This window comes from Paenibacillus sp. Y859 (genome assembly GCF_056786405.1).
In genome coordinates this window covers 32,955-46,240 of sequence record NZ_JBXCIZ010000005.1, presented here as the reverse complement: position 1 = coordinate 46,240, position 13,286 = coordinate 32,955, and the positions used below count along the sequence as shown (strand labels likewise).

The 13,286-nt window shown below is 41.9% G+C and carries 16 protein-coding genes; 6 read left to right on the top strand and 10 right to left on the bottom strand.

Annotation, left to right across the window (positions count from 1 at the left end):
- Nucleotides 1–25: 25 nt before the first annotated feature.
- Nucleotides 26–1,318, top strand: a complete 1,293-nt coding sequence (gene serS, locus AC1TO8_RS12800; protein WP_482056011.1) for a serine--tRNA ligase — start codon at nucleotides 26–28, stop codon at nucleotides 1,316–1,318.
- 98 nt (nucleotides 1,319–1,416) lie between these two features.
- Here the strand turns inward: serS and AC1TO8_RS12795 are convergent, their stop codons facing one another.
- Nucleotides 1,417–1,716: an antibiotic biosynthesis monooxygenase family protein gene (locus AC1TO8_RS12795; RefSeq protein ID WP_482056010.1), complete on the bottom strand. Its 300-nt coding sequence runs from the start codon at nucleotides 1,714–1,716 to the stop codon at nucleotides 1,417–1,419.
- A gap of 64 nt (nucleotides 1,717–1,780) precedes the next feature.
- A complete protein-coding gene (locus AC1TO8_RS12790; RefSeq protein WP_482056009.1) occupies nucleotides 1,781–2,422 on the bottom strand; it encodes an NAD(P)-dependent oxidoreductase in 642 nt (213 codons plus the stop codon).
- A gap of 326 nt (nucleotides 2,423–2,748) precedes the next feature.
- Between AC1TO8_RS12790 and AC1TO8_RS12785 the strand changes: the two genes are divergently transcribed.
- Nucleotides 2,749–3,612: a hypothetical protein gene (locus AC1TO8_RS12785; protein ID WP_482056008.1), complete on the top strand. Its 864-nt coding sequence runs from the start codon at nucleotides 2,749–2,751 to the stop codon at nucleotides 3,610–3,612.
- A gap of 144 nt (nucleotides 3,613–3,756) precedes the next feature.
- Here AC1TO8_RS12785 and AC1TO8_RS12780 read toward each other — a convergent pair whose 3' ends face one another.
- The 4 genes from AC1TO8_RS12780 to AC1TO8_RS12765 all read right to left on the bottom strand — a co-directional run bounded on the left by AC1TO8_RS12780 (nucleotide 3,757) and on the right by AC1TO8_RS12765 (nucleotide 7,003).
- The gene (locus AC1TO8_RS12780) at nucleotides 3,757–3,981 is read right to left on the bottom strand and encodes a YezD family protein (RefSeq protein WP_482056007.1); all 225 of its coding nucleotides are present in this window, start codon (nucleotides 3,979–3,981) and stop codon (nucleotides 3,757–3,759) included.
- A 124-nt stretch (nucleotides 3,982–4,105) separates the two neighbouring features.
- Nucleotides 4,106–4,969, bottom strand: coding sequence for a sulfate ABC transporter permease subunit CysW (gene cysW, locus AC1TO8_RS12775; RefSeq protein WP_482056006.1), 864 nt, complete (start codon nucleotides 4,967–4,969; stop codon nucleotides 4,106–4,108).
- Nucleotides 4,970–5,014: 45 nt separating this feature from the next.
- Entirely contained in the window at nucleotides 5,015–5,848 is an 834-nt protein-coding gene (gene cysT / locus AC1TO8_RS12770) for a sulfate ABC transporter permease subunit CysT (protein WP_482056005.1), read from the bottom strand.
- Between the two features lie 51 nt (nucleotides 5,849–5,899).
- Nucleotides 5,900–7,003, bottom strand: coding sequence for a sulfate ABC transporter substrate-binding protein (locus AC1TO8_RS12765; protein WP_482056253.1), 1,104 nt, complete (start codon nucleotides 7,001–7,003; stop codon nucleotides 5,900–5,902).
- 364 nt (nucleotides 7,004–7,367) lie between these two features.
- Here AC1TO8_RS12765 and AC1TO8_RS12760 point away from each other — a divergent pair, with 364 nt between their 5' ends.
- Nucleotides 7,368–8,294, top strand: a complete 927-nt coding sequence (locus tag AC1TO8_RS12760; RefSeq protein WP_482056252.1) for an ArsR/SmtB family transcription factor — start codon at nucleotides 7,368–7,370, stop codon at nucleotides 8,292–8,294.
- A gap of 418 nt (nucleotides 8,295–8,712) precedes the next feature.
- On the opposite strand, the gene AC1TO8_RS12755 is transcribed toward AC1TO8_RS12760, so the two are convergent.
- Nucleotides 8,713–9,135 carry an Rrf2 family transcriptional regulator gene (locus tag AC1TO8_RS12755; RefSeq protein WP_482056004.1) on the bottom strand — a complete coding sequence of 141 codons (423 nt, stop codon included), beginning with the start codon at nucleotides 9,133–9,135 and terminating at the stop codon, nucleotides 8,713–8,715.
- A gap of 135 nt (nucleotides 9,136–9,270) precedes the next feature.
- On the opposite strand from AC1TO8_RS12755, the gene AC1TO8_RS12750 reads away from it, so the two are divergent.
- Nucleotides 9,271–9,765 carry a CcdC family protein gene (locus AC1TO8_RS12750; protein ID WP_482056003.1) on the top strand — a complete coding sequence of 165 codons (495 nt, stop codon included), beginning with the start codon at nucleotides 9,271–9,273 and terminating at the stop codon, nucleotides 9,763–9,765.
- A 133-nt stretch (nucleotides 9,766–9,898) separates the two neighbouring features.
- On the opposite strand, the gene AC1TO8_RS12745 is transcribed toward AC1TO8_RS12750, so the two are convergent.
- Entirely contained in the window at nucleotides 9,899–10,021 is a 123-nt protein-coding gene (locus AC1TO8_RS12745) for a hypothetical protein (RefSeq protein WP_482056002.1), read from the bottom strand.
- A 356-nt stretch (nucleotides 10,022–10,377) separates the two neighbouring features.
- Between AC1TO8_RS12745 and AC1TO8_RS12740 the strand changes: the two genes are divergently transcribed.
- Both AC1TO8_RS12740 and AC1TO8_RS12735 read left to right on the top strand, forming a co-directional pair.
- Nucleotides 10,378–10,689: a PadR family transcriptional regulator gene (locus tag AC1TO8_RS12740; RefSeq protein WP_482056001.1), complete on the top strand. Its 312-nt coding sequence runs from the start codon at nucleotides 10,378–10,380 to the stop codon at nucleotides 10,687–10,689.
- On the top strand, nucleotides 10,686–11,135 hold the full coding sequence (locus AC1TO8_RS12735) for a hypothetical protein (protein ID WP_482056000.1): 450 nt from the start codon (nucleotides 10,686–10,688) through the stop codon (nucleotides 11,133–11,135). The genes AC1TO8_RS12740 and AC1TO8_RS12735 overlap by 4 nt, the downstream gene beginning before the upstream one ends.
- A gap of 161 nt (nucleotides 11,136–11,296) precedes the next feature.
- On the opposite strand, the gene AC1TO8_RS12730 is transcribed toward AC1TO8_RS12735, so the two are convergent.
- Nucleotides 11,297–11,560, bottom strand: a complete 264-nt coding sequence (locus AC1TO8_RS12730; protein WP_482055999.1) for an HPr family phosphocarrier protein — start codon at nucleotides 11,558–11,560, stop codon at nucleotides 11,297–11,299.
- Entirely contained in the window at nucleotides 11,560–13,278 is a 1,719-nt protein-coding gene (gene ptsP, locus AC1TO8_RS12725; RefSeq protein ID WP_482055998.1) for a phosphoenolpyruvate--protein phosphotransferase, read from the bottom strand. Before ptsP ends, AC1TO8_RS12730 begins: the two co-directional genes overlap by 1 nt.
- Between the last annotated feature and the right edge of the window lie 8 nt (nucleotides 13,279–13,286).

Below are 13,286 nucleotides of genomic sequence, written 5' to 3'. Positions count from 1 at the left end.
TTACTAACAAAGGAGCTCGTGAGACATGCTAGACATCCGATTTATCCGGGACAATCCGGACTTGGTACAAAGAACGGCTGAACAGAAAAGAATAGATCTTTCAGTCACCGATTTACTGAACTGGGATCTGAAGAGACGCGATCTATTGAAGCAGACTGAAGATTTAAGAGCTCATCGTAACCGACTGACTCAAGCTGTCGCTACAGCTATGCAACAAGGAAGGCAGCCAGATTCTGAACCTCTTAAAGAACAAGTAAAAGAGATCAATATGCAGTTGAGTGTAATTGAATCTGAATTAACTCATGCCGCTCAACAATGTGAAGAACGCATGACGTTAGTACCTAACATCGTCTCTCCTGACACACCCTTCGGCAGAGATGATAGCGACAATATGGAGATAAGACAAGTCGGAACTCCACCATCATTCTCCTTTCAGACACAAGATCACGTTCAATTAGGAGAACTCCATGATCTTATTGATATTCCACGGGGTGTGAAGACTGCTGGGAGCCGGAATTATTTCCTCAAGGGCTCAGGTCTGTATTTACATCTAGCCGTTCAGCGTTTGGCATTGGACCTACTTACGTCATATGGATTCACAGCGATGGACGTTCCAGTGATGGTTCGGCCCGAAGCACTTACAAAGACAGGTTTCTTCCCAACAGGACAGGATCAGACGTTTGAGATCTCAGGCGAGGACAAGTGGTTAGTAGGAACCTCTGAAGTATCGTTAGTATCGTATTATAGCGATGAGATCATTGATGTGACAGAACCGATCAAACTTGCTGGTATGTCGGCCTGCTTCCGTAAAGAGATTGGATCAGCAGGGCGAGATGTTCGAGGTCTATACCGAGTGCATCAGTTCGCCAAAGTGGAGCAAGTCGTGCTCTGTGAAAATAATGCTGAAGTATCGGAGCGAATATTGCAGGAAATTACAGGTCATGCGGAGGAAATTCTTCAATTATTAGAGCTTCCTTATCGGGTGATGTCCGTATGCACAGGAGATATGTCGCAAAAAACGTATAAGCAATATGATATCGAGACATGGATGCCCAGCCGTCAAGCCTACGGGGAGACGCATTCATCTTCCAATGTTTTAGATTTCCAGGCTCGTCGTTCAAATATAAGATACCGAGATGCCGACGGGAAGCTACAATATTGCCACACGCTAAATAATACAGCCGTTGCATCCCCGCGTATTCTGATTCCACTGTTGGAGAACCACCAATTAGAGGATGGCTCAATATATATTCCCAAGGCACTGCGCCCATACATGGGTGGCTTGGATAGACTAATCCCCAAACATGACATCACATAAATAATAGCTTCTTTAGACTTTTCTAAGTCTTAAGAAGCTATTATTTAAAAATATAAGAAAGCAATAACCTTCTTGAAAAAAGGACGGCATAGCCGTTTCTACTTGTCTAAATCAATATCGATATAATGCTCCACTACTGGGAACGGATCATAGAAATGATGTAATAGGCTTTTCCAATCCTGATACTCCGCAGATTCTCTAAATCCAACCGTATGGTCTTCTAGGGTTTCCCAGCGTACTAACAGAATGTACTTATTGTCTTGCTCCATACATTTCTGCAATTCATGATGGATGTATCCCTTCATACTTGAAATAATCTTAGATGCTTGTCTGAAGTTATACTCGAAGTCTTCTCCTAACCCTGGCTTTATATGCAAAACAGCTGATTCAAGTATCATTTCGTAGCCACCTTTATTCCATTAACTATGTTGCATGAATTAAACATATCATTATCGTGACTCCTTAGTATGCCACTGTAAATCGAGCACGCACGAAATAAGGATCTTCTAGCTCATCAATCAACGCTACAGCATAATCTGCTGCGGAGATAGAACTTCTATCGCCTTCATCCAGAATAAGCATGTCCATACCAATTCTAAATTGACCGACGCGGCGTCCATAAGTCATATGAGCCGGAGGGCTACAATACGTCCAGTCCACGTCAGAGTTACTATATATTTCATAAGCCTGCTCATGGGCAATGGCTAACGGTTTCGATTCTACAGGATATTCTTCCGTATTCATCCACTGGATACCCGATGCAACCTTGAGGCTTCCTGCTTCACCTACTACAAGAAGTCTGGATACACCCGAACGACGCACACCCTCAAGTAGTGAATGAGCCGCTTTCACTAATCCATCTTCCTCTCCACGTACAGGACCAAATGCGCTGATGACAGCCTGATGTCCTTCACAAATAGCTGTAACATCATCACAATCCATCACGTTTCCTTCTACTACATGTAGATTCTCATATAACTCTGTCAGCAACGTACGATCTCGTACCACAGCAGTAACTTCATATCCGCGATCAAGCGCTTCTTTCATAATAAGCTGTCCTATTGTCCCATTGGCTCCGAACAACACCACTTTTGAATTCATCATATATTCCTTCTTCCTACTATTAATCAGGCCATACTACGAGCCATCTATTTTAAGTGGTTGTTCAAAAGGTTCTCTTTCGAACACCTATCTTAAGATTCATCCTATTATCTTACCACTTTGGGAGCGAGGTTACACCTCTTTACATCAGCTCTCCATATTCACAAATGCCCATAAATAGGTTATATATATTGTATAGAAGTCATGATCGGCTCGTAGAATAGACTTAGGTTATAGAGAATATAAACTCTCAACTAGAGCCTTCATCGCCTTGTAATATCAATGTTCTTGTGTAATAGTGAATATAGAATAATGAAGGGGGAATCAAGTTGTCCCTTACGGTTAAGGAAATCATTAATACTTTCTCAAATTCAATTGAAGCCATGATAGCTGCTGGTATAGCTATTATTCTATTTATATGGATGTATATACGTACAGCTCTACATTTAAGAATGGCAGGCAAAGAACAATTAGAACGACTACAACAATCTTTGTTGTTGTATAGCCGTGTAACCGGTCCTCTTGGAGAAATGATGGAGCGTGAGAATCCTAGCCACGAGGAAATAAGTCATCTGATATTTCTACTGGAAGAATGTAAGGCAGCACCACTACTTACAAGCAATCTCCAAGAACAGATGGATGCTTACATAAGAGAGCGAGATCAGTCTCGTTTATCAATGCTTTATAAAACTTGGGTGCGCGAGGTCAATCGACGGATTGAGGAACAAAGCACTCTCTTGCGTAAATGGGAACGTCCGAGCTGGGGCTTTAGCTTCTGGATATTATTGAAGCCCGCTCTTCCTTTTATGACCGTGGTTGCTATTCTATTGTGGAGCTTACAGCTTTCAGATACTCTCTCTAAATTATCAAGCTGGGACTCCTCGCCCTGGGATATCGTTAATGCATGGGCCCGCTTTATCTCTTGCCTTGTAGCAACAGCTTCCCTTTACCTCGTGTTCATGTATACTCGACGAAAGACAAATGTTATTGTCCATACCATTCTGTATATATTGATCTCTGCAGCTACCTTATTTCACCTGTTTGGATTGAATTCAGCACTTTATATTGTTGCTGCACAGGGGATCCTCTATGTGGCAGGTTTTAGCCTTACCACAACACGCACCCGCAGGGACAGACCCTACGCTGGTCGTGATCTTGTCATTGAAGTTGAATCACGATCGAAGGGTGAATAACTGATCCTACGAATCCCATTATCTTGAACAATCTTAAATAGCCCCGTTGCCGTTCGAACGCTTCTATAACTAGGAAGCTTTCGCCTTCGACAACGGGGCTATTATCTTAAGGAGGTTGGTTAGAACCTTATCTTCAAGTATCCATTAGCTAGAACTAGATTTTCTAGGGTGCCGAGAACCTTGACGATGAACAGTACTAGTTCTGACAACCCCTGAGGGCTTATTCTCAAAGCGCTTTCGTTCCGTTCGTTCCATCTGTACGATCTGTCCTTCATGCACTACGATCTGGAGTGATCCGAATTCCATATCATTCAGCAGTTCCGTAATACGTCCCAGCCATACCTCATCGATTTGAAGTGGTTTTGCCATCGTGTTGCCTCCTCCCCAGGGTAGTGAATCTACATAATTATTACTTATATTCATTTGAATTTAATATCATTCTTATCCAACCTGTTTAGTATGAATTAACTTTATCATGGGCTGTAAAGTGTTGTCAATAGACATTCTTCCGGGAAAACCATCCCTTCAATAGTAACGTCACCATAGCTAATAGAAGCAATAATGATGCGACTGCAAATGAGGCAGAGAATTGATATTCATTGTACAGAATTTCAACATGTAGCGGCAACGTATTCGTCTCTCCGCGAATATGTCCCGAAACAACCGAGACGGCACCGAATTCTCCCATCGCTCTAGCATTACACAGTATAATTCCATAGAGCAGCCCCCATTTAATATTAGGCAACGTCACTTTGAAAAAGATCGTCCATCCTCCTGCACCCAATGTAACAGCAGCCTCTTCTTCCTGTTGTCCTTGATCCTCCATAAGTGGAATTAGTTCTCTAGCCACAAAGGGAAAAGTTACGAATAGTGTCGCCAAGACAATGCCAGGTACAGCAAATATAACTTTGATATCATGAGCGCTAAGCCACGGTCCGAACCAGCCATGCGCGCCAAATACCAAGACGTAGATCAATCCCCCTATAACAGGTGAAACAGCAAATGGAAGATCAATCAACGTTATTAAAAGCCCCTTGCCTCGAAATTTAAACTTCGTTACTGCCCATGCAGCAACAACGCCAAACACGGTATTCAATGGTACAGTAATCAATGCAACAACCAATGTGAGCCTTAAAGCAGACATCGCATCTGGGTCCGTAAGTGCGGCTGCATAGACCGACCATCCCTTTTTCAAAGCTTCTGTTAGTACCATAACAAGTGGCAATACAATTAACCATATTAATACCAATCCTGCCGAAATGATCAGAAGCCATTTAACCCAACCCGCTTCGGTTGTTGCCGGAGAGGTGATCCCTTTTACAGTAGGTGTAGCGATTACGGGTGCAATTCCCACCATGATCCCACCCTCCTTTTATCAAATTAGTGACTATTTCTCTCTTGATCAGCGGGAGGTCCGCCGCACCCAACGTTGTAATGTATTAATCATCAATAGCAATAAGAATGAAATAAGCAATAAAAGTATAGCGACTGCGGTAGCACCAGCATAATCATACTGCTCGAGCTTTGACATGATCAGAAGCGGGGCAATTTCCGTTCTCATAGGCATATTTCCAGAGATAAATACGACCGAACCATATTCCCCTATCCCCCGTGCAAAAGCTAAAGCAAAGCCAGTCAGTAGCGGCGGTAACAAATGGGGCAATAATACTGTGCAGAATGTACGTAAACGTCCCGCACCCAATGTTGCCGCTGCTTCTTCAGCATCTTTTTCCATATCCTCAAGCACGGGCTGCACGGTACGAACCACGAAAGGAATACCAATAAACATCAGAGCTAGAGTGATCCCTACGGGAGTAAACGCTACTTTTAACCCTAAAGGCTCTAAGTACGAACCTATCCATCCATTCTGCGAATATAGAGCGGTTAGAGATACACCTGCTACTGCTGTAGGCAATGCAAAGGGAAGATCAATGAGGGCATCGAACACGGATTTACCAGGAAATTCGTATCGTACCAGTACCCATGCTAGAAGCAAGCCAAGTATAGCATCCAGTAGTGCAGCTACTGCCGCAGTCGTGAAACTAATTCGATAAGATGCTAATACACGGGGATCAGTCGCTACCTGCCAGAATTTATCCCAAGTGAGCCCCGTAGAGTTAAAGAGTAGCGCGGCTAAAGGGATAAGCACCACCATACTAAGATAAAAGACGCTAAACCCCATAGTCAGTCCAAATCCGGGAATGACTTTACGCTGAGACCTTTTAACATGACTCATTTCTATGTTCCTTTCCTTACCTTCGACTTTATGAGGTTGTTCAGCTTCAAGCTATTTACCAGGCACGTATATTTGATCAAATACGCCTCCGTCATTGAAATGCTTCTCCTGGGTTTCTTCCCATGTACCGAACACATCTTTTAAAGTGAATAATTCAACATTAGGGAAGTTATCTTTATATTTCTCTTTCACACTATCGAGTGTAGGACGGTAATAGTTCTCAGCTGCGATCGTCTGCCCTTCTTCTGTGTACAAATATTGCAAGTAGGCCTCTGCCACTTCTCGAGTTCCCCGTTTATCAACCACTTTATCGACCACAGCAACTGGAGGTTCAGCCTGAATACTTACGGAAGGATACACAATATCAAACTTATCAGGACCTAGTTCTTTTACTGACAGAATAGCTTCGTTCTCCCATGCAAGTAATACATCACCTATACCACGTTCTACAAATGTCGTTGTTGATCCGCGTGCACCAGTATCTAATACAGGAACATTCTTGAATAGATTTTTGACGAATTGTTGCGCTTTGACCTCATCATTTCCATTCTCACGCAAAGCGTACCCCCATGCGGCAAGGTAATTCCAGCGTGCTCCACCTGAAGTCTTAGGGTTAGGCGTTATTACTTCCACACCATCCTTGATTAAATCCGACCATTCCTTAATATCTTTAGGATTTCCCTTTTTCACTAAGAACACAATCGTTGAAGTATAAGGTGAACTATTCAGCTCGAACTTACTTTCCCAGCCTTCGTTAATTACACCATCTTTTTGAAGAGCGTCAATGTCATATCCCAATGCTAAAGTGACCACATCTGCTTCTAATCCATCAATAACCGCTCTACTTTGTTTCCCTGAACCGCCATGTGACTGCTTAATAGTTACCTTCTGTCCCTGTTCCTTCTCCCAATAGGTGGCGAATGCTTTATTGTAACTTTCGTATAACTCACGTGTTGGATCATAGGATACGTTCAGGAGTTCTACATCCTTCAATTTTTCTACCTCTTCTGTCTTCAGTGTATTCGTAGTAGTTGGAGCTGCAGCATTATCTGTCTTCGTCGTATTATTACCACATGCAGCTATCACCACAGTCATCAGTAGTAGTAGTAGTAGTAGTAGTCCCATTATCATCCCTGGTTTCAACGTTTTCTTCATCATTATCACTCCCATTATTCTTCTCTACCTTCTACAAATAGGAACACAAAATAGACAGAGAAATATCACCTATACATGCTGTCATTCCGGTCACATTGAACCGTGATTGCAGCCTTGAAAGTGATTTCCTCCGTCTGTACGGTAAGAAACGATATTTTATTATTCCTACCTGTTTAGTATGGTATGATCATATTGTAATGAGGATAGACTCATGTGTCAATCCTTTTTTATTAACCTCCACAATTCAGGAAACAATATCCAAAAGTTATAAAACATGTAATTGTTAAGTTTCGATTTGTCAGTGTATAATATTTATATATATGTTAATCAATTATATATAAATGAATGGAGGTTGGAAGTTATGATGGAATTGGATATATCGGAGAACTCTCTGCCTGTCTATGAAGCTTTAGCAAGTAAGGTCAGATTAAATATGATTCAATTGTTAGCCAAACAACATATGAACATTCGTGAGTTAGCAGAAGCACTAGGACTTAGTAGTGCTATTATGACTATGCACGTTAAAAAATTGGAAAAGGCTAAGTTGATCTCGACTCGTATGGTCCCTGGTAAGGGTGGTGTGCAGAAGATATGCTCACTGGCTACTGACAAATTAGAAATTATGATGCCTTTACCACTAGATCAAGTTCGTGAATTCCATCAAACAGTTGTGTCTGTAGGGCACTATACCGATTTCAATGTTGCACCTACATGCGGTCTAGCCACTGTAGATCATATCATAGGCGAATTTGACGAGCCTCGCTATTTCTTAGATCCGGAAAGGGTACACGCCAAAATATTATGGTTCGGACAGGGCTTCATCGAGTATAAAGCACCTAATTTCCTACTCGCAAGTCAAAAACCAGAAGAGCTTGAAATTTCATTGGAAGTATCCTCTGAGGCTCCCTTTACGAATGATAATTGGCCTTCTGACCTATCTTTTTATTTAAATGATACTCTCCTTGGTAGCTGGACAAGCCCTGGAGATTTCGGAGATAAGCCCGGTAAGCATACACCTACATGGTGGCCAAGTGTTGTTAACCAATATGGCCTTCTAAAGCGCCTTAGAGTAACACATGAAGGTACCTTCATGGATGGTCACCTCATTTCCAATGTGAAGCTAGATCAGTTATCTATCGAAAATAAGCAATGGTCCTTCCGCATTGCTGTGCTTGACGATGCTCAACATATCGGCGGTGTCACACTGTTCGGTACAGGATTCGGTAACTACAATCAGGATATTCTATTCAAGCTCTATTACACGCAGGAAACTCAACAGACTCAAGCATAGTTCTGTCCCACCTTCACTACCTTCATGCGCGAAGCATTGTTCGTCACTTTAACATTGCCACTCTATACCTATTCCACTGAATTACATCCGAAATTTAAGATGTTTCATGGAATATGGATGGATTAGGTGGTGAAATATTTATGTACTGAAGTTAATGTTTAGTGAAATTAATCTGCGACCTAAATAGGATTAAGCACAGCTGTTAATATAATACAAAGTACGATACCGGTCTGATTCACTTTTACATAGGCTTCTGGGATTTCCTTCATTTGATCCACCGTCCTTTTCTAATAAAATGATGACGATGATGATCTAAAAATAGTGCCATTATTCCTATGTATTCAATATGAATTATTTCATGTACAAAAATAGCCCTGCGGATTTGCAGGACTTATCTAAGTCATAACTATGAATTCCATCATTTAGTCACCGATTGAATATCTCGCGTTACATCTAATAATGTGATCTTATCGTAATGACGCTCTAGCGCCGATTCTCCACCACTATAAATTCGATCCATAATATCCTGAATGTGTTCAGATACTACGCAGGGTGATTCCCCTCCTCCAGAACACCAACTCGGTTGCAGTGAACCACGAGCAAGTAGACGATACAGATCTCCAAGGGTTACCTCAGCACTGTCAATGTTCAACAGATACCCACCGCCAACACCTTCCTTCGTCGTTACATACCCTTGCTTCCGAAGCAAACCAAGTACTTTGCGAACACGTGCTGGATGAGTACATACACTCTTAGCAATGACATCACTATTAGCCATCTGATCTTTCCTTAAGCTAAGAAGGGTTAAACAATGGACGGCAATATTAAACTCACTATTCATTTCATCGCTCCCTATCATCTGTAATTGTATGCATAACAGTTATAGTTGTCAAGCTTCCAATTCATTTCAAATTGAAAATAGTTATCCTTATGATATAATAAACATACTTATAAACTAATTGGAGGGGTTCTCAAATTGTTCAATATTAGTCCCTCACTTCTTCAGCTTGGAACAACTCTGGGAGCTGCTGTTATAGCGCTACTCGCTATATTCATTCGATCCAAAGCAAGCAGTTCACCTATCACAATGAGAAAGATTATTATACCACCCCTTGGGATGTCTACGGGATTTCTCATGTTCGTTGCACCTTTTACGCATATTCCCCTGCTATGGGCTGCTATATCTTTTGTGATCGGTTGGTTTGTGTTCTCCTACCCACTTATCCGCAGCACTCGTTTCAAAATCATGGATGGTCAGATCTACTCTGATCAATCACGAAGCTTCACTTTCATCTTACTTGGAATGCTCACGATTCGTATGTTCCTGCACCAAATTATTGAACAATACGTTACCATTCCACAGACCGGCGCCATATTCTTCATCTTAGCTTTTGGAATGATCGTGCGTTGGCGTGTATTTATGGTGAAAGAATACAAAAAATTAACCCAGTTAAGCGAACCTGTTGAATAAAATAACGCTATCAAGAAAAACGCCGATCGGCGCTCTTAGTTAAAGATTTCATATAGTGAGGATGTTTACATTTCCTATGCCAGTGGTACATTGTATCTCTAACAGGTAGGAGCTACAACACCAATAATCGCCTTCACCATTCACTATTAGGTACATTAAATACATCTAAATTCAAGCCAATCCCTCTGAAGCTAACTTTAGTTGCATGGAGTACATCTAGATTACTGGAATCCTCACTTTTCACCGTTATCGCCATTTTTAACTGTGGTTTTTACAACTAATTCCTTCGTTTCCTACTTTCCCTTCTAATTAAATGCAGTTTATGCATCTATTCTTGTCTCACCTTCACTACCTTCATCACGAAGCATTGTTCGTCACTCTCACATCGCCACTCTCTGCAAAAATAGATAGACTTTTAAATATCATAAAGGTTAGAGTAGACCGTCCTCCAAATAACTTATACTTTCTTAATAATTTAAAACAAACCGTCCAACGTCATTCGTTGGGCGGTTTGTTAAAATGATTGAATAATATAGTTGACGTTATTATATACATGAGTTATTATTACGTTGTACGATATACCGCCAAACGTAATAACAGGAGATGGTTAATGTGAGTGTCAAATCTTTAGGTCGCTTTTCAGAACCTACCCTATTCATTCTGATTAGTGTAGCGGAGAACAATATGCATGGTTACGCCATCATGGAAGATATCAAGACCTCCTATAATGTCAGTATTGGACCAGGCACTTTATATGGAGCCATTAGCAGAATGGAAAAGATGGGCTTAATTGAGGCCGTTCCTACCAGTGATAGAACTCAGCCCTATTGTATTACGGAGTTAGGTAGAGAGTTCTTAAAAGAGAGATTACACGAACTACAGACCGTTTCAACACTAGGATTCAAAAGGTTGGGATTAGCGTGAATTTTCTGTTGAAGCTATATCCGAAAAAGTGGAGAGATCGTTATGGTGATGAATTCTTATTTCTTCTGGAGAAGAGAAATCTTTCTTTTAAAGATGTGGCTGACATCATCTTAAATGCACTCGATACAAGATTACTACTATTCGTTGAGGAGGTTATTCAATTGAATCGCAAACAAAATGCACTTAGCCGTTCTCCATTGATAAGAACTCTCGTGTTCGGTGCTATCATTTTAGGAGGGATGGGTGGAGGATATCTTATTTCGCAGAATTTGATACATATCACTACATTATCTTCTCCAACAGTATTATTCATTGGTGTAGGATTAGGAATCGTATTAGGTTATACCTTAGGAGTAGCACGTGGAATTATTAGAGTTATCAAGACGGCACAACAAGAAGACGTATTTCTTCCAAAAGGCATACTAAAGTTCGAAAAAGAAGGATAATTTCATGCGAAAAAATCTCATATAGAAATGCACTCCATAGAATTTTATCGGCTAAACCTGAGGGTTTCTCCACTATCTATTCTAAGGGGTGCATTTCTTCATTATTCTCGGGTTAATCGTTGCTTTTCATAACACGATATATTGCAATAAATCTATTCACCTTATTCCTCGTAAATCTTCGTCAGCAGGCCACCGAGTTCCTGAAGCGCTTCTTCCTCGCGCTCACCATCGACTTCTAGTGTTACATCATCACCTTTTGCCAAACCCAACGCCAACATACTAAGTGAGCTCTTTCCGTTGACCTTCTTTATGCCTTTGATCAAGCTTACCTTGCATGGAAACTGAGTCGCAGCTTGAACGAACATTTTAGTTGGACGAGCATGGAACCCAGATGGATGAATGATAGTATACGTTTGTGATAGCATTATAAATGTCTCCTTTGTTCTACGAATTGTTTAACTTCTTCCTGCGTTCCCATAACTAGTGCTTCTTCTGCGAGATCCGCCCACTCACTCTTGGACAATTGACCGATCAACTCACGTGCAGACAGAACAGAACCAGCACTCATACTGAATTCATTCAGTCCCATGCCGAGCAATAGCGGAATCGCCGTTAGTTCGCCCGCCATCTCACCGCACATACCGGTCCATTTGCCAGCTCTCTCGGCCGCTTTGATGACCATATTTACAAGTCGCAGGATCGAAGGATGATAAGGCTGATAAAGATAAGCTACGGATTTATTCATCCGATCCGCCGCCATCGTGTATTGGATTAGATCATTCGTTCCAATACTGAAGAAGTCGACTTCTTTGGCGAAATGATCAGCATTCAGCGCAGCAGCTGGAATCTCAATCATCATGCCCACCTCAATATTGTCGGATACAGCAATTCCTTCCTGTTGAAGCTTGACTCGCTCCTCTTCCAGAATATGCTTCGCCTCACGCAGTTCGCTCAGTACTGCAATCATAGGGAACATGATGTTCAGCTTACCTGCCGTACTGGCCCGTAGCAGGGCACGCAATTGGGTACGGAATAGATCCTGACGCTCCAAACATAACCGCAAAGCGCGAAGACCGAGAAACGGATTGCTTTCCTTGGGCAACTCCAGATAAGGAAGCTCTTTGTCGCCGCCGATATCTAGTGTTCGGATGACAACACGTTTGCCATTCATTTTTTCAAGAACATGCTTATATATTTGATACTGTTCTTCTTCAGTCGGAAACGAACTTCGTCCCATATATATAAATTCTGTACGAAATAGACCAACGCCATCGGCACCATTCTCAAGTACCTTCGCCAAATCTTCAATGCTACCGATGTTAGCCGCTAGCTCAAGATGCTGTCCATCCTTGGATACAGAAGGCTGCTCAGCTAAAAGTTTCAACTGTACTCTGCGTTCTTCATAACGTTGCTTCTTCTCACGATATTCTAATAACTCTTCTTCAGAGGGATCTACAATAACATTGCCTTCCGTCGCATCGATAATAATCATTGTACCATCGGCAATGGAGGCTGCCGCTATACCCACACCGACAACAGCCGGAACTTCCAGTGAACGCGCCATAATGGCAGAATGCGAAGTGCGGCTTCCCACTTCCGTTACAAAGCCCCGCACATAATTTAGATCAAGCTGTGCCGTATCCGAAGGTGTTAAGTCTTCTGTAATGATGATTGTTTCCTCAGAAATACCGGATAGCGTAGCGTACGGCTTACCGATCAGATGACTCATTACCCTTCCCGATACATCCTTCACGTCGATCGCTCGCTCGCGGAGTAGAGCATTATCCATTTCTCGGAGCATTTCAACGACTCCAGTAGTCACTTCGTACAATGCATATTCGGCATTTAATTGATCTTCAGCCATTTTGTCCAGTGATGCATCAATAAGATCAGGGTCTTCCAACAAGAACATATGGGCTTCAAAAATTTCAGCTTTTTGTGCACCCAACCTTTGTTCTGTGAGCTTACGGATTTCGTCAATCTCGCTTATTGATTCCTTTACAGCTTGGCGAAAACGTTCAGCTTCCGATTCAACATTGGTAATACTCTGCTTCTGCGGAATATGTTCTGTATTGGCATATCGGAATGCCTTAGCTATGGAAATTCCCGGGGAAGCAGCGACACCCGTCAGTATATTTGTCATGATGTTGA